At 44.6% G+C, this 18,462-nt stretch carries 15 protein-coding genes and 1 tRNA gene; 15 read left to right on the top strand and 1 reads right to left on the bottom strand.

The window, feature by feature from the left end; translation table 11 throughout:
• Nucleotides 1-16: 16 nt before the first annotated feature.
• The 12 genes from FDF36_RS13180 (at nt 17) to FDF36_RS13125 (ending at nt 14,817) form a co-directional block, all read left to right on the top strand.
• Nucleotides 17-358 carry an FtsL-like putative cell division protein gene (locus tag FDF36_RS13180; protein ID WP_005784014.1) on the top strand — a complete coding sequence of 114 codons (342 nt, stop codon included), beginning with the start codon at nt 17-19 and terminating at the stop codon, nt 356-358.
• A 27-nt stretch (nt 359-385) separates the two neighbouring features.
• Nucleotides 386-2,485 carry a penicillin-binding protein gene (locus tag FDF36_RS13175; RefSeq protein WP_005784012.1) on the top strand — a complete coding sequence of 700 codons (2,100 nt, stop codon included), beginning with the start codon at nt 386-388 and terminating at the stop codon, nt 2,483-2,485.
• A 17-nt stretch (nt 2,486-2,502) separates the two neighbouring features.
• Nucleotides 2,503-3,960 carry a UDP-N-acetylmuramoyl-L-alanyl-D-glutamate--2,6-diaminopimelate ligase gene (locus FDF36_RS13170; protein ID WP_010991957.1) on the top strand — a complete coding sequence of 486 codons (1,458 nt, stop codon included), beginning with the start codon at nt 2,503-2,505 and terminating at the stop codon, nt 3,958-3,960.
• An 85-nt stretch (nt 3,961-4,045) separates the two neighbouring features.
• Nucleotides 4,046-5,314, top strand: coding sequence for a phospho-N-acetylmuramoyl-pentapeptide-transferase (mraY, locus tag FDF36_RS13165; RefSeq protein WP_005784008.1), 1,269 nt, complete (start codon nt 4,046-4,048; stop codon nt 5,312-5,314).
• Nucleotides 5,315-5,453: 139 nt separating this feature from the next.
• Complete coding sequence (murD, locus tag FDF36_RS13160) at nt 5,454-6,788, top strand: UDP-N-acetylmuramoyl-L-alanine--D-glutamate ligase (RefSeq protein ID WP_005801874.1); 1,335 nt, start codon at nt 5,454-5,456, stop codon at nt 6,786-6,788.
• Nucleotides 6,789-6,846: 58 nt separating this feature from the next.
• Nucleotides 6,847-8,142: an FtsW/RodA/SpoVE family cell cycle protein gene (locus tag FDF36_RS13155; protein WP_005784004.1), complete on the top strand. Its 1,296-nt coding sequence runs from the start codon at nt 6,847-6,849 to the stop codon at nt 8,140-8,142.
• Between the two features lies 1 nt (nt 8,143).
• Complete coding sequence (gene murG / locus FDF36_RS13150) at nt 8,144-9,286, top strand: undecaprenyldiphospho-muramoylpentapeptide beta-N-acetylglucosaminyltransferase (RefSeq protein ID WP_005784003.1); 1,143 nt, start codon at nt 8,144-8,146, stop codon at nt 9,284-9,286.
• Complete coding sequence (gene murC, locus FDF36_RS13145; protein WP_005813788.1) at nt 9,283-10,677, top strand: UDP-N-acetylmuramate--L-alanine ligase; 1,395 nt, start codon at nt 9,283-9,285, stop codon at nt 10,675-10,677. Before murG ends, murC begins: the two co-directional genes overlap by 4 nt.
• 31 nt (nt 10,678-10,708) lie before the next feature.
• A complete protein-coding gene (locus FDF36_RS13140; protein WP_005784001.1) occupies nt 10,709-11,449 on the top strand; it encodes a cell division protein FtsQ/DivIB in 741 nt (246 codons plus the stop codon).
• Nucleotides 11,450-11,525: 76 nt separating this feature from the next.
• Nucleotides 11,526-12,956 carry a cell division protein FtsA gene (gene ftsA / locus FDF36_RS13135; protein ID WP_220391613.1) on the top strand — a complete coding sequence of 477 codons (1,431 nt, stop codon included), beginning with the start codon at nt 11,526-11,528 and terminating at the stop codon, nt 12,954-12,956.
• 26 nt (nt 12,957-12,982) lie between these two features.
• A complete protein-coding gene (gene ftsZ, locus FDF36_RS13130) occupies nt 12,983-14,293 on the top strand; it encodes a cell division protein FtsZ (RefSeq protein WP_220391612.1) in 1,311 nt (436 codons plus the stop codon).
• Nucleotides 14,294-14,367: 74 nt separating this feature from the next.
• Nucleotides 14,368-14,817 (top strand): GatB/YqeY domain-containing protein, encoded by a 450-nt coding sequence (locus FDF36_RS13125; RefSeq protein ID WP_005783995.1) that lies wholly within the window; start codon nt 14,368-14,370, stop codon nt 14,815-14,817.
• A gap of 109 nt (nt 14,818-14,926) precedes the next feature.
• Here FDF36_RS13125 and recO read toward each other — a convergent pair whose 3' ends face one another.
• A complete protein-coding gene (gene recO / locus FDF36_RS13120; protein ID WP_220391611.1) occupies nt 14,927-15,655 on the bottom strand; it encodes a DNA repair protein RecO in 729 nt (242 codons plus the stop codon).
• Between the two features lie 298 nt (nt 15,656-15,953).
• On the opposite strand from recO, the gene FDF36_RS13115 reads away from it, so the two are divergent.
• The 3 genes from FDF36_RS13115 to gyrB all read left to right on the top strand — a co-directional run bounded on the left by FDF36_RS13115 (nt 15,954) and on the right by gyrB (nt 18,458).
• Nucleotides 15,954-16,025, top strand: a tRNA-Glu gene (locus FDF36_RS13115).
• 39 nt (nt 16,026-16,064) lie between these two features.
• A complete protein-coding gene (gene rpsT / locus FDF36_RS13110) occupies nt 16,065-16,319 on the top strand; it encodes a 30S ribosomal protein S20 (RefSeq protein WP_220391610.1) in 255 nt (84 codons plus the stop codon).
• A gap of 180 nt (nt 16,320-16,499) precedes the next feature.
• A complete protein-coding gene (gene gyrB / locus FDF36_RS13105) occupies nt 16,500-18,458 on the top strand; it encodes a DNA topoisomerase (ATP-hydrolyzing) subunit B (protein ID WP_220391609.1) in 1,959 nt (652 codons plus the stop codon).
• Nucleotides 18,459-18,462 lie beyond the last annotated feature (4 nt).

The raw sequence follows: 18,462 nt of genomic DNA, 5'->3' as shown, positions 1-18,462 counted from the left end.
AAATAAGAGAAGTGAAATGGAAGATAAAGAAGCAAAAAAGAAGAAAAGCAACTCCCTGAAAAGTATTCTGGGAGGTGATATTCTGGCTACCGACTTTTTTCGCCGCCAGACTAAATTGCTGGTACTGATTATGGTGCTCATCATTTTCTACATTCATAATCGCTACGCAAGCCAGCAACAGCAAATCGAAATAGATAAGTTGAAAAAAGAACTGATCGACATAAAATATGATGCACTGACACGAAGTTCGGAATTGATGGAAAAAAGCCGTCAGTCGCGGATAGAGGATTATATATCGACCAAAGAAAGTGACTTGCAGACATCAACCCATCCACCTTATTTAATCAGTACGAAATAGAAGATGGCTGTAAACAAGAAAAATATAATGACCCGCTACTTCTTCGTCATCCTGTTGATGGGACTGATAGGAGTAGCCATTGTTGTCAAAGCAGGCATCACGATGTTTGCCGAACGACAATACTGGCAGGATGTGGCCGACCGTTTCGTCAAGGAGAACGTAACGGTGAAACCCAACCGCGGAAACATCATTTCGTCCGACGGCAAACTGATGGCCAGTTCGCTGCCGGAATACCGTATATATATGGACTTCAAAGCCGGTGGAGTAAAAAAAGACACCATGCTGATGAATCATCTGGACGAGATATGCGAAGGACTTCATAAGATATTCCCTGATAAAAGCGCTTCGGAATTTAAGACTCACCTTAAGAAAGGGCGCAAACAGGGAAGCCGTAACTATCTGATTTATCCGAAACGTATTTCATATATTCAATATAAAGAAGCTAAACGCCTTCCGGTGTTTAACCTCAACAAATACAAAGGCGGATTCCATGAATTGGCTTATAACCAAAGAAAGAAACCTTTTGGTTCACTTGCTGCCCGTACGTTGGGTGACTTATATGCCGATACGGCCCAGGGAGCTAAAAACGGTATCGAGTTGGCTTTTGATTCTATCCTCAAAGGACATGACGGAATTACTCACCGGCAAAAGGTGATGAATAAATACCTGAACATTGTGGATATTCCTCCGGTAGACGGTTGTGACCTGCTTTCTACCATCGACGTAGGCATGCAGGATATCTGCGAGAAGGCATTGACCGATAAACTAAAAGAGCTGAATGCCAGCGTAGGTGTGGCCGTATTGATGGAAGTGGCAACCGGCGAAGTAAAAGCCATTGTCAACATGACGAAAGCCGGAGATGGCAATTATTACGAAATGAGGAATAACGCTATCAGCGATATGCTCGAGCCGGGATCAACATTTAAAACAGCTTCTATCATGGTGGCCCTTGAAGATGGCAAGATCACTCCGGAAGACGGTATAGATACAGGAAACGGTACCAAGATGATGCACGGTCGGCCCATGAAAGACTGGAACTGGTATAAAGGAGGATATGGCTACCTGACCGTTACGCAAATTTTGGAAGTATCTTCCAATATAGGAACTTCCAGCATTATCGATAAATATTATGGAAGTGATCCGCAAAAATTTGTCGACGGACTGAAACGGATGAGTATCGACCAGCCCCTCCAACTGCAAATAGCGGGAGAAGGCAAACCCAACATTAAAGGTCCTAAAGAGCGTTATTTTGCAAAGACCACTCTGCCGTGGATGAGCATCGGCTATGAGACCCAGGTACCACCGATGAATATACTGACATTCTATAACGCCATTGCCAACAACGGAGTTATGGTACGGCCGAAGTTTGTGAAAGCAGCCATTAAGAACGGAGAAATAGTGAAAGAATATCCTACGGAAATCATCAATCCGAAAATCTGTTCGGAGCGGACCTTGAAGCAGATTCAGGAAATTCTCTACAAGGTAGTACACGAAGGTCTGGCTGCCCCGGCAGGTTCCAAGCAATTTGCCGTTTCGGGCAAAACAGGTACGGCACTGATTTCACAAGGTGCCGCCGGATATAAATCGGGACGGGTGAACTATCTGGTCAGCTTCTGCGGATATTTCCCTTCGGAAGCTCCGAAATACAGCTGCATCGTTTCTATACAGAAGCCGGGAACCCCCGCTTCGGGAGGTTTGATGGCAGGTAGCGTATTCAGCAAAATTGCCGAAAGAGTGTATGCCAAAGACCTACGTCTGGACATCCGGAACGCAATCGATACCAATACGGTAGTGATTCCCGATGTAAAAGCAGGCGAAATGATAGAAGCAAGGCAAGTATTGGAAGGCCTAAACATCCAGACACAGGCTGAATTTAAGGCTAAAAAGAACAAAGAGGTGTGGGGACATGCACAGGCAGCCCCCAAAGCAGTAATCCTGCAGGGAAAAGAACAATTACGCAACTTTGTGCCCAGCGTAATAGGTATGGGTGCCAAAGACGCTGTATACCTGCTGGAAAGTAAAGGATTGAAAGTAACCCTGTCGGGAGTCGGCAAAGTAAAGAGCCAGTCGTTGCCCCAGGGAACTACCATCAAGAAGGGACAAACCATCAGTATCCATCTGAATTGATTATTATAGATTAAGGTATGAAACTAAAAGAGATTCTAACATCTATCCAACCGGTGAAAATTACCGGAAATCAGGATATCGAGATAACCGGGGTTGACATCGACTCCAGACAGGTAGAGTCCGGCCATCTGTTTATGGCCATGCACGGCACACAGACCGACGGACATGCCTACATTCCGGCAGCGGTTGAAAAAGGTGCCACGGCCATTCTTTGTGAAGAGTTACCTGCAGAACTTGCAGAAGGAGTTACCTACATTCAGGTTGCCGACAGCGAAGATGCCGTAGGAAAAGCAGCTACGACTTTCTACGGAAATCCGAGCTCAAAATTGGAACTGGTAGGCGTTACCGGAACAAACGGAAAGACAACGATTGCCACCTTATTATATAATACGTTCCGATACTTCGGCTATAAAGTGGGATTAATCTCCACGGTATGCAATTATATAGATGATGAAGCCATTCCTACCGAACATACGACTCCCGACCCGATCACATTGAATCGTCTATTGGGACGCATGGCGGACGAAGGTTGCAAATATGTTTTCATGGAGGTCAGTTCACACTCCATCGCACAAAAAAGAATCAGCGGACTGAGATTTGCCGGCGGCATCTTCACCAACCTGACACGCGATCATCTGGACTATCATAAAACAGTAGAGAACTACCTGAAAGCAAAGAAGAAGTTCTTCGACGATATGCCTAAGAACTCTTTCAGTCTGACCAACCTGGACGATAAAAACGGACTGGTGATGACACAGAACACCAAGTCGAAAGTATATACTTACTCTCTCCGCAGTCTGAGCGACTTCAAAGGAAGAGTATTGGAATCTCATTTCGAGGGGATGCTTCTCGACTTTAACAACCATGAACTCGCAGTTCAGTTTATCGGAAAATTTAATGCATCGAACTTACTGGCTGTATTTGGTGCTGCCGTATTGCTGGGCAAGAAAGAAGAGGACGTGCTGGTTGCTCTCAGTACGCTGCATCCGGTTGCCGGACGCTTCGATGCCATCCGTTCTCCACAAGGATATACAGCCATTGTAGACTATGCACACACACCGGATGCCCTGGTCAACGTCTTGAACGCCATACATGGAGTGCTCGAAGGAAAAGGCAAGGTAATTACCGTAGTAGGTGCAGGCGGTAACCGCGATAAAGGGAAACGCCCTATCATGGCAAAAGAAGCAGCCCGGGCAAGCGACCGGGTCATCATAACTTCGGATAATCCCCGTTTCGAAGAGCCGCAGGATATCATCAACGACATGCTGGCAGGACTGGATACCGAGGATAAGAAAAAAACGCTAAGCATCGCAGACCGTAAAGAAGCTATCCGCACGGCTTGTATGCTTGCAGAAAAAGGAGATGTGATTCTGGTCGCCGGAAAAGGGCACGAGAATTATCAGGACATCAAAGGAGTGAAGCATCACTTTGATGATAAAGAAGTTTTAAAAGAGATTTTTTCATTGACTGTTTAAGCAGATCTGATTGAAACACCCCCGCTTATAAGCACCGGATGTTATTCAATCGAAAAGCGTAAATCGTCTAACCGTAAATAAAGTTATGTTATACTATCTGTTTGAATGGCTACACAAACTCAACTTTCCGGGTGCCGGAATGTTTGGGTACACCTCGTTCCGTGCATTGATGGCTATCATCCTGGCACTGCTTATTTCCAGTATCTGGGGAGATAAGTTCATCAATCTGCTGAAACGGAAACAGATCACCGAGACGCAGCGTGACGCCAAAATCGATCCGTTCGGCGTCAATAAAGTAGGAGTGCCCAGCATGGGGGGTGTCATCATTATCGTAGCAATCCTGATCCCCTGTCTGTTATTGGGGAAACTGCATAATATCTATATGATACTGATGCTGATCACCACCGTCTGGCTGGGATCTTTAGGATTTGCAGACGATTATATAAAGATATTCAAAAAGGATAAAGAAGGGCTCCACGGTAAATTCAAAATTATCGGTCAGGTGGGTCTCGGCTTAATTGTCGGACTGACTCTATATCTGAGTCCGGACGTAGTGATTCGTGAAAACATAGAAGTTCAGAAATCGGAAAACGAAATCGAAGTAATACATGGCACTCACGATCTGAAATCTACCCAGACCACGATTCCTTTTTTCAAAAGCAACAACCTGGACTATGCCGACCTTGTAGGCTTTATGGGAGAACACGCTCAAACAGCCGGATGGATTTTGTTTGTCATTATCACCATCTTTGTCGTGACAGCCGTGTCAAACGGAGCCAACCTGAATGATGGTATGGATGGTATGGCAGCAGGCAATTCCGCCATCATCGGACTAACGCTGGGCATATTGGCTTATGTATCGAGCCACATCGAGTTTGCGGGTTACCTGAATATCATGTATATTCCCGGAAGTGAGGAACTGGTAATCTTTATATGCGCCTTTATCGGAGCATTGATCGGTTTCTTATGGTACAATGCCTATCCGGCCCAGGTATTCATGGGTGATACGGGCAGTCTGACCATTGGAGGTATCATTGCGGTATTTGCCATTATTATTCACAAAGAATTGCTAATCCCGATTCTCTGCGGTATATTTTTGGTTGAAAACCTTTCAGTACTTCTGCAGCGCTTCTATTATAAAGCCGGAAAAAGAAAGGGTGTAAAACAACGCCTCTTTAAGCGGGCCCCGATACACGACCATTTCCGTACTTCGATGAGTCTGGTAGAGCCGGGATGCAGCGTAAAGTTTACGAAGCCCGATCAGTTGTTCCACGAATCAAAAATCACAGTCCGCTTCTGGATTGTAACCATCGTGCTGGCAGCTATTACGATTATAACGCTGAAGATTAGATAACAGAAGTGACGAGCAACAGGCTATGAGCTACAAGTGCCTGCCGCTAATCACAAAGTATGAACCTAAAACTTGTAGCATAAAGAAAAAGATCTATCGACGGATCGACAAATTCCGGTTGATAAATCGAAACCTAAAAATCATGAAAAGAATTGTAGTATTAGGAGCCGGTGAAAGCGGTGCGGGAGCAGCCGTTCTGGCCAAAGTAAAAGGATTCGATACTTTCGTATCAGATATGTCTGCTATCAAGGATAAGTATAAAACTCTCCTTGACGGCCATGGCATTGCCTGGGAAGAAGGCCGACACACAGAAGAACTGATTTTGAATGCTGACGAAGTTGTGAAAAGCCCCGGAATTCCTAATGACGCCCCACTGATTCTGAAATTGAGAGAACAGGGCACACCTATCATCTCGGAAATAGAATTTGCCGGCAGATACACCGATGCCAAAATGATCTGTATCACCGGCTCGAACGGAAAGACGACCACAACCTCGCTTATCTATCACATTTTTAAAAGCGCAGGACTAAATGTGGGACTTGCCGGAAACATCGGTAAAAGCCTGGCATTGCAAGTGGCCGAAGAGAAACATGATTATTATGTAATCGAATTGAGTTCATTCCAGTTGGATAACATGTATAACTTCCGTGCCGATATCGCTGTATTGATGAACATTACGCCGGACCATCTGGACCGGTACGACCATTGTATGCAGAACTATATTAACGCAAAGTTTCGTATTACGCAGAATCAGACTTCGGAAGACGCGTTTATCTTCTGGAACGATGACCCTATCATCAAACGTGAACTGGACAAACATGGCATTCGTGCCCACCTGTATCCATTCTCGGCAATCAAAGAAGAAGGATCTATCGCCTATGTGGAAGACCATGAAGTAGTAATTACCGAACCGATCGCTTTCAATATGGAACAGGAACAGTTGGCCCTGACCGGCCAACACAATCTTTATAACTCTTTAGCCGCCGGTATCTCCGCCAACCTTGCCGGTATCACCAAAGAAGATATAAGGAAAGCGCTCAGTGACTTTCAGGGGGTAGAACACCGCCTGGAGAAGGTGGCACGCGTACGTGGCATTGATTTTATCAATGACTCCAAAGCAACCAATGTAAACTCTTGCTGGTATGCCTTGCAGAGTATGACTACTAAAACGGTATTGATTCTCGGAGGAAAAGACAAGGGAAACGATTATACGGAAATAGAAGAACTGGTACGGGAGAAATGCTCGGCACTGGTCTACCTGGGATTGCACAACGAAAAGCTTCATGAGTTTTTCGACCGTCTCGGACTCCCTGTAGCCGAAGTACAGACCGGCATGAAGGATGCCGTAGAAGCAGCTTACAAGCTGGCGAAAAAGGGAGAAACAGTATTGTTGAGTCCATGTTGCGCCTCCTTTGACCTTTTCAAGAGCTATGAAGACCGTGGCGAACAGTTTAAGAAGTATGTAAGAGAATTATAAAAATCAAAGTCCTGAGCCATAAAAGGTTCAGGCTCCGAAGAGCTAAAAACTTAAAGCAGTGGATCTATTAAAGAACATATTCAAAGGTGATAAGGTAATCTGGATTATTTTCCTTTGCCTCTGCCTCATCTCTATCATAGAGGTGTTTAGTGCTGCCAGTACGCTGACTTATAAAAGTGGCGACCACTGGGGACCCATCACACAACATTCCATCATCCTGATGGTAGGTGCGGTCGTAGTGGTCCTGATGCACAACATCCCTTATAAATGGTTTCAGGTGTTTCCGGTTTTCCTCTACCCTATTTCGGTAGTATTGCTGGCTTTCGTAACTTTGATGGGAGTCATCACAGGTGACCGTGTGAACGGAGCCGCCCGCTGGATGAGTTTTATGGGGCTACAATTCCAGCCTTCAGAACTGGCCAAGATGGCAGTAATCATCGCGGTTTCTTTCATTCTATCCAAAAAGCAGGATGATGAAGGGGCCAATCCGAAAGCTTTTAAGTATATCATGATACTGACCGGACTGGTATGTATGCTTATCGCTCCTGAAAACCTTTCGACAGCTATGCTGTTGTTCGGAGTAGTAGTATTGATGATGTTCATTGGACGTGTTGCATTCAAGAAGTTAGCCATGTTATTGGGCGGTCTGGCATTGGTTGGCTGTCTGGGAGCAGTATTTCTGCTGGCTATACCGAAGGATACCGACATCCCGTTCCTCCATCGGTTTGACACTTGGAAAAGTCGTATTACCAACTTTACGGAGAAAGAAGAAGTTCCGGCAGCCAAATTCGATATTGACAAAGATGCCCAGATAGCTCATGCACGCATTGCCATCGCTACCAGTAACGTGATAGGTAAGGCACCGGGAAATTCCATTCAGCGTGACTTCCTGAGCCAGGCATTCTCCGATTTCATCTTTGCCATTATCATTGAAGAGTTGGGGCTGGTAGGAGGCGCCTTTGTAGTCATACTCTACATCTGGCTATTGGTCCGGACAGGCCGAATCGCCCAAAAGTGCGAACGTACATTCCCGGCATTCCTTGTCATGGGCATTGCCTTGATGTTGGTATCACAAGCCATATTGAACATGATGGTAGCCGTCGGACTGTTTCCTGTAACAGGACAACCTTTACCGCTTATCAGTAAAGGAGGTACAAGTACACTGATCAACTGTGCCTACATCGGCATGATACTGAGTGTCAGCCGCTATACCGCTTATCTGGAAGAGAAAAAAGAAAATCCTGCTCCTCTGCTCACCCAGAGTGAAGGAAATGAGGCGATTGCAAGCGAGGCACAGACTGCGGCCGAACCTACGGCAGAGGTTTTAAACAGTGATGCTAAATTTGAAGAGTAATATGAATAAAGAAAATAATAAAGAAGGACAGGGTGATGCCTTAAGAGTCATCATCAGCGGTGGTGGTACCGGAGGGCATATCTTTCCGGCCGTATCCATTGCAAACGCCATAAAAGAGTTACGTCCCGATGCACAAATCCTGTTTGTAGGAGCCGAAGGCAGAATGGAAATGCAACGAGTACCGGATGCAGGCTATCAGATTATCGGATTGCCTGTAGCAGGATTCGATCGTAAACATCTGTGGAAAAATGTCGCCGTATTATTAAAATTGGTACGCAGCCAATGGAAAGCACGAAACATTATCCGGCAGTTCCGCCCCCAGGTAGCAGTAGGAGTAGGAGGATATGCAAGCGGTCCTACTTTAAAAATGGCGGGAATGATGGGAGTACCTACTTTAATACAAGAGCAGAATTCATACGCCGGAGTAACCAATAAACTATTGGCACAGAAAGCACGAAGAATTTGTGTGGCGTATGACGGAATGGAGAAATTCTTTCCTGCCAATAAAATCATTATGACAGGTAACCCGGTACGTCAGAATCTGCTGGCGGAAAAACCGGAACGTGAACAGGCTATTCGTTCTTTCGGGCTGAATCCGGAAAAGAAGACCATTCTGATTTTGGGTGGAAGCCTGGGCGCACGCACCATCAATAACACATTGATTGCGGGACTGCAACTGATTCGCCGGACTACAGACGTGCAGTTCATCTGGCAAACGGGAAAGATTTATCATCAACAAGTGACAGAAGCTGTAAAAGCAGCGGGAGAGATACCCAATCTGTTTGTAACGGACTTCATCAAAGATATGGCTGCCGCTTATGCTGCTGCCGACCTGGTTATTTCACGTGCCGGTGCAGGGTCTATTTCCGAGTTCTGCCTGCTGAATAAGCCCGTTATCCTGGTTCCGTCCCCTAATGTGGCAGAAGACCATCAGACCAAAAATGCTTTGGCTTTGGTGAATAAACAAGCAGCCATCTACGTAAAGGATGCGGAAGCAGAAAACAAGCTATTACCGGTAGCACTGGAAACGATCGCCAATGCCGAGAAGCTGAGCGAACTCAGTGAAAACATTGCACACCTGGCTTTACCGGATTCCGCTGTCGTTATTGCAAAAGAAGTTATAAAATTAGCGCAACAATCATGAATATAGAAACGATTCAATCTGTATATTTTGTCGGGGCAGGCGGTATCGGAATGAGTGCCCTCGTCCGCTATTTTCTTTCTAAAGGAAAAGTAGTGGCAGGCTATGACCGTACTCCCAGTGAACTGACTCAACATCTTATAGAAGAAGGAGCACAGATCCATTACGAAGAGAATATCGATCTCATACCGGAGGCTTGCAAAGACAAAGCTACCACATTGGTAGTCCTGACCCCTGCCGTACCTCAGGAACATGCCGAATTAACTTACTTCCGTGATAATGGATTCGAAATACAGAAACGTGCACAAGTACTGGGCACCATTACCCGTTCCAGCAAAGGACTTTGTGTAGCCGGCACACATGGTAAAACCACTACCTCAACGATGACGGCCCACTTGTTTCATCAGTCACATGTAGGTTGTACTGCTTTTCTGGGAGGTATTTCCAAAAATTACGGAACGAATCTGCTACTCTCTTCAACCAGCCCTTATACGGTGATTGAAGCAGACGAATTTGACCGTTCATTCCATTGGTTGTCTCCTTATATGTCTGTCATTACCGCAACCGATCCGGATCATCTGGATATTTATGGCACCGAACAGGCTTATCTGGAAAGCTTTGAACACTACACCACACTGATTCAGCCCGGAGGAGCACTGATTATCCGCAAAGGCATTTCCCTACAGCCGAAAGTGAAAGAGGGAGTGAAGATATATACTTACTCACGTGACGAGGGAGACTTTCATGCTGAGAACATTCGCATCGGAAACGGAGAAATCTTCATTGACTTCGTAGGGCCTGACATTCGTATCGACAACATTCAGCTAGGAGTACCGGTAAGTATAAATATAGAGAATGGTGTCGCTGCGATGGCGCTTGCCCACCTTAACGGAGTCACACCTGAAGAGATCAAACAGGGAATGGCCAGTTTCCGGGGTGTGGACCGCCGGTTCGACTTTAAAATCAAGAATAACCGGATTGTATTCCTGAGTGACTACGCACATCATCCATCCGAGATTAAACAAAGCGTGATGTCCATGCGTGAGTTGTACCGGGACAAAAAGATCACTGCGGTTTTTCAGCCACACCTCTATACCCGTACCCGCGACTTCTACAAAGATTTTGCCGACAGTCTGTCTTTACTCGATGAAGTGATACTGGTAGATATCTATCCGGCGCGCGAGCAACCTATTCCGGGAGTAAGCAGCCGACTGATATATGACAACCTACGTCCGGGTATTGAAAAAAGCATGTGCAAGAAAGAAGAAATACTCGATGTACTGAAAGCAAAACATATCGAAGTATTAATTACATTGGGAGCAGGAGACATAGACAACTATGTTCCGGGTATTTGTGACTTATTGTCCCGAAGAATGGTTCCTTCGGACAATTAATTTGTAAATCGTCAAAACAATAAATTTCCTTATGATAAAAAGAATTCTTCTGACCATCGTCATGTTACTTCTCATAGCCTACCTTGTAGCAGCTGTGACAGTGTTCAACGACAAACCTGCCCATCAGGTATGCCGTGACATGGAATTAGTGATCAAGGATACACTCAATGCCGGCTTCGTTACCAAGAACGAGGTGGCTGCCATCCTGCAGAAGAAAGGCATTTATCCCGTTGGAAAGAAAATGGACCGGGTACACACCAAAACATTAGAAAAAGAGTTGGATAAACATCCACTCATCAATGAAGCTCAATGCTATAAAACGCCAAACGGCAAAATTTGTGTGGAAGTAACCCAACGCGTACCGATTCTCCACATCATGAGCAGCAACGGTGAAAACTACTATTTGGATAACAAAGGAAAAATGATGCCGCCCGATGCAAAATGCGTAGCACACCGGGCAATTGTCACCGGAAATGTAGAAAAGTCGTTTGCAATGAAGGATTTATATAAGTTTGGTGTATTTTTGCAAAACAATCCGTTCTGGGAAGCCCAGATTGTACAGATTAACGTGCTGCCCGGAAAAGAAATCGAATTGGTCCCCCGGGTAGGCAATCATATTATCTATTTGGGTAAACTGGAACATTTTGAAGATAAACTGAAACGCTTGAAGACCTTTTACGAAAAAGGACTCAACCAGGTGGGATGGAATAAATATTCGCGTATCAGCCTGGAATTTGGAAATCAGATTATCTGCACAAAAAAGAAACAATAATTTGTAAACAGCTAAACGTACCTTTGTGTTAAAGAGATAAGTCTATAATACGAAAGGGAATAAAATAAGATTTTATATGGCAACAACAGATTTTATCGCCGCTATTGAACTGGGTTCATCGAAGATAGCCGGCATAGCCGGAAAGAAGAATAGTGATGGAAGTATACAGGTATTAGCTTATGCCAGGGAGGATTCGTCTTCTTTCATCCGGAAAGGAGTGATCTATAATCTGGATAAAACAGCACAAAGCCTGACTTCAATCATCAATAAACTGGAGGGGGCTCTCAATAACTCAATTGCCAAGATCTATGTGGGTATCGGCGGACAATCGCTCCGTACGGTGCGCAATGTGGTAAGTCGCGATCTTGAAGAAGAAACCATTATTTCTCAGGAACTGGTCGACTCAATCTGTGATGAGAACCTCGAGATACCACTGATCGATATGGATATACTGGACGTTGCTCCGCAAGAATACAAAATAGGAAACAATCTTCAAGCCGACCCTGTCGGTGTAGCCGGAAGCCACATTGAAGGACGTTTTCTGAATATTGTAGCACGTGCTTCGCTCAAGAAAAATCTGGAACGCTGCTTCGAACAGGCTAAAATAGAAATAGCAGACCTATTGATCTCACCTCTGGTCACTGCCGATGCAGTACTGACGGAAAGTGAAAGACGCTCCGGCTGCGCACTGATCGACTTTGGTGCCGACACATCTACCATTTCCATTTATAAGAATAATATCCTCCGCTTCCTCACTGTGCTGCCATTAGGAGGAAACAGTATTACCCATGACCTCGTCTCCCTTCAGATGGAAGAAGAAGAGGCCGAACGCCTGAAAATCAGATATGGCAATGCTTTCTACGAAGAGGAAGAAGGCGAAGAACCTGCTACTTGCCAATTGGAAGACGGAAATAGAACGATAGAGTTAGCTAAACTGAATAATATCATCGAGGCACGTACCGAAGAGATTATCGCGAACGTATGGAATCAGATTCAACTTTCGGGATATGACGACAAACTTCTGGCCGGACTCATCATCACCGGAGGGGCCGCCAACCTGAAAGACCTGGACGAGGTTCTACGTAAACGGAGTAAAATAGAGAAGGTGAGAAACGCACGTTTCGTACGCAATACCATCCATGCAGACGAAGACGTTGTGAAGAAAGACGGTACACAAAACACCTTATTCGGACTGCTTATTGCAGGCAACGAAAATTGTTGTTTATTGGAGACACCCGCTCCACAGCCGCATATACAACCTCAGCCCCAGCCCGAACCGGTGAACATGTTTGAAGAAGACGAAAGTCTGAAGGAACAGGAAGCCGCTGCCCGCGCTGCCAAGAAGAAGAAAGAAGAAGAAGAGAAAAAGCGGAAAGAAGAAGAAAAGCAACGCAAACTGGAAGAGAAGAAAAGAAGGGAAGAAGAGAGAAGAAATAAACCTAACTGGTTTAAATCGACTTTCGACAAACTCTCTAATGAAATTTTCTCTGACGAAGATATGAAATAAAGTGATAATTCATAATACAATATAATATGGACGAGATAGTACAATTCGATTTCCCTACAGATTCACCGAAAATCATCAAAGTGATTGGTGTAGGAGGTGGTGGAGGTAACGCCGTCAACCACATGTACCGGGAAGGCATACACGACGTAACATTCGTTCTCTGCAATACCGACAACCAGGCATTGGCTGAGTCTCCTGTACCGGTCAAACTGCAACTGGGACGTTCCATCACGCAAGGACTCGGTGCCGGAAACCGTCCGGAGCGTGCACGTGATGCTGCCGAAGAGAGCATCGAAGACATCAAAACTCTGCTGAACGATGGCACCAAAATGGTATTTATCACTGCCGGAATGGGTGGAGGAACCGGAACCGGAGCCGCTCCCGTCATCGCCCGTATCGCTAAAGAGATGGACATCCTGACTGTCGGAATCGTTACCATCCCTTTCATTTTTGAAGGCGAAAAGAAAATTATTCAGGCTCTGGACGGTGTAGAACGCATCGCACAACACGTAGATGCTTTGCTGGTGATCAACAATGAACGCCTACGTGAAATCTACTCCGACCTGACTTTTATGAATGCATTCGGCAAGGCAGATGATACGTTATCAATCGCAGCCAAGAGCATAGCCGAAATTATCACCATGCGAGGTACGGTCAACCTGGACTTTGCAGATGTGAAAACGATTCTCAAGGATGGCGGCGTAGCCATCATGAGTACCGGATTCGGCGAAGGAGAAAACCGTGTAACCAAAGCAATAGACGATGCACTGCATTCACCTTTGCTCAATAATAATGATATTTTCAACGCCAAGAAGGTAATGCTGAACGTCTCCTTCTGTCCTGCTTCCGAATTGATGATGGAAGAAATGAACGAAGTACACGAGTTCATGAGCAAATTCCGCGAAGGTGTGGAAGTGATCTGGGGTGTGGCTATGGACAACTCACTGGATACGAAAGTAAAAATCACCGTATTGGCTACCGGTTTCGGTGTAGAAGACGTACCGGGCATGGACGACCTGCACGAAAAACGCAGTCAGGAAGAAGAAGAGCGACAGTTGCAACTGGAAGAAGAGAAGGAGAAGAACAAAGAGCGCATCCGCAAAGCATACGGTGAAAGTGCCAGTGGAATCGGAACACGCAATCTGCGTAAACGCCGGCATATCTATCTCTTCAATCCGGAAGACCTGGATAACGATGACATCATCGCCATGGTAGAGGACTCTCCTACTTACTTACGTGACAAAACAACTTTGGGTAAAATCAAAGCAAAGGCCGCACTGGAAGAAGAGATAGCAACAGAAGAGGCTATAGATGACAGTGGAGTTATCACATTTTAATTAAAGTAAAATACCGAATCATTAACCCGGATTTACCAATTGTAAACCGTAAATCGTTAAATCATAATAACATCATGGATTTATTCGAAAGAGTCAGCGAAGACATTAAAAACGCAATGAAAGCGAAAGATAAAGTAGCTCTCGAAACCCTAAGAAATGTAAAAAAGTTCTTTTTGGAAGCTAAAACAGCTCCGGGAGCTAATGACACCCTTACAGATGCAGATGCACTGAAAATCGTGCAAAAACTGGTAAAACAAGGTAAGGATGCCGCAGAAATATATATAGGACAAGGTCGTCAGGACTTAGCTGATGCAGAATTGGCTCAGGTGCAAGTTATGGAAACTTACCTGCCTAAGCAGATGAGTGCCGAAGAATTGGAAGCCGCACTGAAAGAAATTATTGCTGAAGTAGGTGCCACCAGCGGCAAAGACATGGGAAAAGTAATGGGAGTCGCTTCTAAAAAACTGGCAGGATTGGCCGAAGGACGCGCAATCTCAGCTAAAGTAAAAGAGTTATTGGGATAAGTCTCAAAACAAAAATACTTTCTACCCCCGGATGCAAGTCAGACTCGCATCCGGGGTATTTTGTTTATGGCTTGTCTATAATATATATCCCTCCAATATGCATGAAGCACTAATCAAACAGCTCCTTCAATACATCCAGTGACTTCAGTATAGGAAAATCGGGAAGATGCAACCGGTAATATTCATTAATAATAGCCAGACAACGGGCTCTTTCCGTGCGGTTCATTCCAAAAAGATGCATGGTTTCATAATTCATACGCATCAACTGCAACAACCGTCCGGCTTCATCGGGCTGTATATAAGAAGAATGCAGTTGAGGACGAACGGACGTAAAAGTGGCATTCAACATATCAAAATAGTCACCCGCATGATAATCGTCCAGGTTGGGGTACAGCCCCAAAAAGCGTGAAAGACGCATCAGAAATACCAGATGGAAATTAGCAAAACTGATCTTGCAGGTATCCAACCATAATATAGAATGTTGTAAATAGGCAAACAATGGACGGTTCTCAGCCTCCTCACGAATGGCACGATAAAGAAATTCAGCGAGAAAAAGAGCGATAGCCGATTTAAAAGGATCATAGGGAATAGAAGCAAAGGGACTGAAAGATTTGGCTTCCTTAATTCTAAAAAGTGAAGTATTCGGTCTGTAATCCGCCTCAAATTCGATTAAAGCCAATGGTTGAAACGGCACCGATTTGACAGTAGCCTTCTTAGAACGAGGCACAGTGACCAAAAAGGATGCACGCCCTGACAACTCAGTATACATCTCTACGATATTCGATGTATCGTTATACTTTAATACATGAAGAACGATTCCAACCGTTTTTTGCAACATAACTCTAACTTTTCTTTCCGGTAACAAAGCTACAAAAAAAGAGGAAATAGACAATCGAATACTACTATCTCAAAAAAAATCATTCTTTCGCCAGAAAATAAAACAGCAAATAAGAAATTGATTATCAATACATAGCCTAAACAAAAGCGAAAAACCATCAAAAATAATCAGAAAATTTTTCTGCGAATAGTTTGGTAGTTTTAAAAAAAGCCCTACCTTTGCACTCGCAATCGGGAAACAACGATACAGAACGAAAGCAAAGCGAAACAAAAAAGAGCAGAAATGCTCAAAACAGGATGGCCCGTTCGTCTATCGGTTAGGACGCAAGATTTTCATTCTTGAAAGGGGGGTTCGATTCCCCCACGGGCTACAATTAAAAAAATAAACGAATTAAAACAGATTAGTCGAGATGGCAAATCATAAATCATCAATCAAGAGAATCAGACAAGAAGAAACCAGAAGACTTCGTAACAGATATCATGGTAAAACCATGAGAAATGCTGTTAGAAAACTTCGTTCAACTACTGACAAAGCAGAAGCAACTGCTATGTATCCGGGCATCATTAAGATGGTAGACAAGTTAGCTAAGACAAACGTTATTCATAAGAATAAAGCTAACAATCTGAAATCTAAGTTGGCCATTTACATCAATAAGCTTGCTTAAGAGATAAGATATATAACAGACTCTATACAATATTAGAAGCCGGACTTTTTAGTTCGGCTTTTCATGCTTTCCATTACCCGGTCGAGTTTATTTTTAATTCTTCTTTTTTCACTCTTCATTCTTCTCTAACTCAGATATTTTCACTATATTTGCTCTGTTATTATAATTAGGAATCAAATTATGAGCGAAGAACAGAATCCCACCAATAACGGGTCTTATTCAGCAGATAGTATCCAAGTATTGGAAGGACTTGAAGCAGTTAGAAAACGCCCTGCGATGTACATTGGTGACATCAGCGTAAAGGGACTTCATCACTTGGTATATGAAATTGTCGACAACTCTATCGACGAAGCATTGGCCGGTTATTGCGACCATATCGAAGTAATTATCAACGAAGACAACTCTATCACTGTACAGGATAATGGTCGTGGTATCCCTGTAGATTTCCACGAAAAAGAGCAGAAATCTGCCCTTGAAGTTGCCATGACCGTACTGCATGCCGGAGGTAAGTTCGATAAAGGTTCGTACAAAGTATCCGGAGGTCTTCACGGTGTAGGTATGTCCTGTGTGAATGCATTGTCTACACACATGACCACCCAGGTATTCCGTAACGGTAAAATTTACCAGCAGGAATACGAAATCGGCAAGCCCCTTTATGCAGTCAAAGAAGTAGGAACAGCCGACCATACAGGAACCAAACAGCAATTCTGGCCCGATGACACTATCTTTACTGAAACAGTCTATGACTACAAGATTCTGGCTTCACGCTTACGTGAACTGGCTTACTTGAATGCGGGATTACGCATCTCACTGACAGACCGACGTGTAATAAACGAAGACGGTAGCTTCAAACACGAAACTTTCTACTCGGAAGAAGGTTTAAGAGAGTTCGTACGCTTCATAGAATCATCACGCGAACACTTGATTAACGATGTGATCTATTTGAACACAGAGAAGCAGAACATCCCCATCGAGGTAGCTATCATGTATAATACCGGATTCTCTGAGAATATCCACTCGTATGTCAATAATATCAATACAATAGAAGGTGGTACGCATCTGGCAGGTTTCCGCCGTGCCCTGACCCGTACACTGAAAAAGTATGCAGAAGACAGCAAAATGCTGGAAAAGGTCAAAATAGAAATCTCCGGTGATGACTTCCGTGAAGGACTTACAGCCGTGATCTCTGTAAAAGTTGCTGAACCTCAATTTGAAGGACAGACTAAAACCAAGTTGGGAAACAACGAAGTGATGGGTGCTGTCGACCAGGCTGTAGGTGAAGTGCTGAACTATTATCTGGAAGAACACCCGAAAGAAGCAAAAGCCATTGTAGACAAGGTGATTCTGGCTGCCACTGCCCGCCACGCTGCACGTAAAGCACGCGAAATGGTACAGCGTAAATCTCCCATGTCAGGAGGCGGACTACCGGGAAAACTGGCTGACTGTTCGGATAAAGACCCGCAAAAGTGCGAATTGTTCCTCGTCGAGGGAGATTCAGCAGGCGGTACAGCCAAACAAGGTCGTAACCGTGCATTCCAGGCCATCCTTCCGTTACGCGGTAAGATTCTGAACGTAGAGAAAGCAATGTATCACAAAGCGCTTGAAAGTGAAGAAATACGCAATATATACACCGCTTTAGGTGTTACTATCGGCACTGAAGAAGACAGTAAGGAAGCAAACATCGCGAAGTTGCGTTATAATAAAATTATCATCATGACCGATGCCGATGTCGATGGTTCACACATCGACACACTGATCATGACTTTCTTCTTCCGGTACATGCCGCAAATCATACAGAACGGATATCTGTATATTGCCACTCCCCCACTCTACCTTTGCAAAAAAGGTAAAGTAGAAGAGTATTGCTGGACAGATGCACAACGCCAGAAGTTTATCGACACTTACGGTGGCGGTTCGGAAAATGCGGTACACACACAACGCTATAAAGGTTTGGGTGAGATGAACGCCCAGCAGTTGTGGGAAACAACCATGGATCCCGAAAACCGTATGCTGAAACAGATCAATATTGAAAACGCAGCAGAAGCCGACTACGTATTCTCTATGTTAATGGGCGAAGACGTAGGACCACGCCGCGAATTCATTGAAGAGAATGCAACGTATGCAAATATCGATGCATAATTCG

Source organism: Bacteroides fragilis, assembly GCF_019583405.1.
GTDB lineage: Bacteria > Bacteroidota > Bacteroidia > Bacteroidales > Bacteroidaceae > Bacteroides > Bacteroides fragilis_B.
The sequence above is the reverse complement of the archived record's forward strand: the minus strand, read 5'-3'. Positions and strand labels throughout refer to the sequence as shown.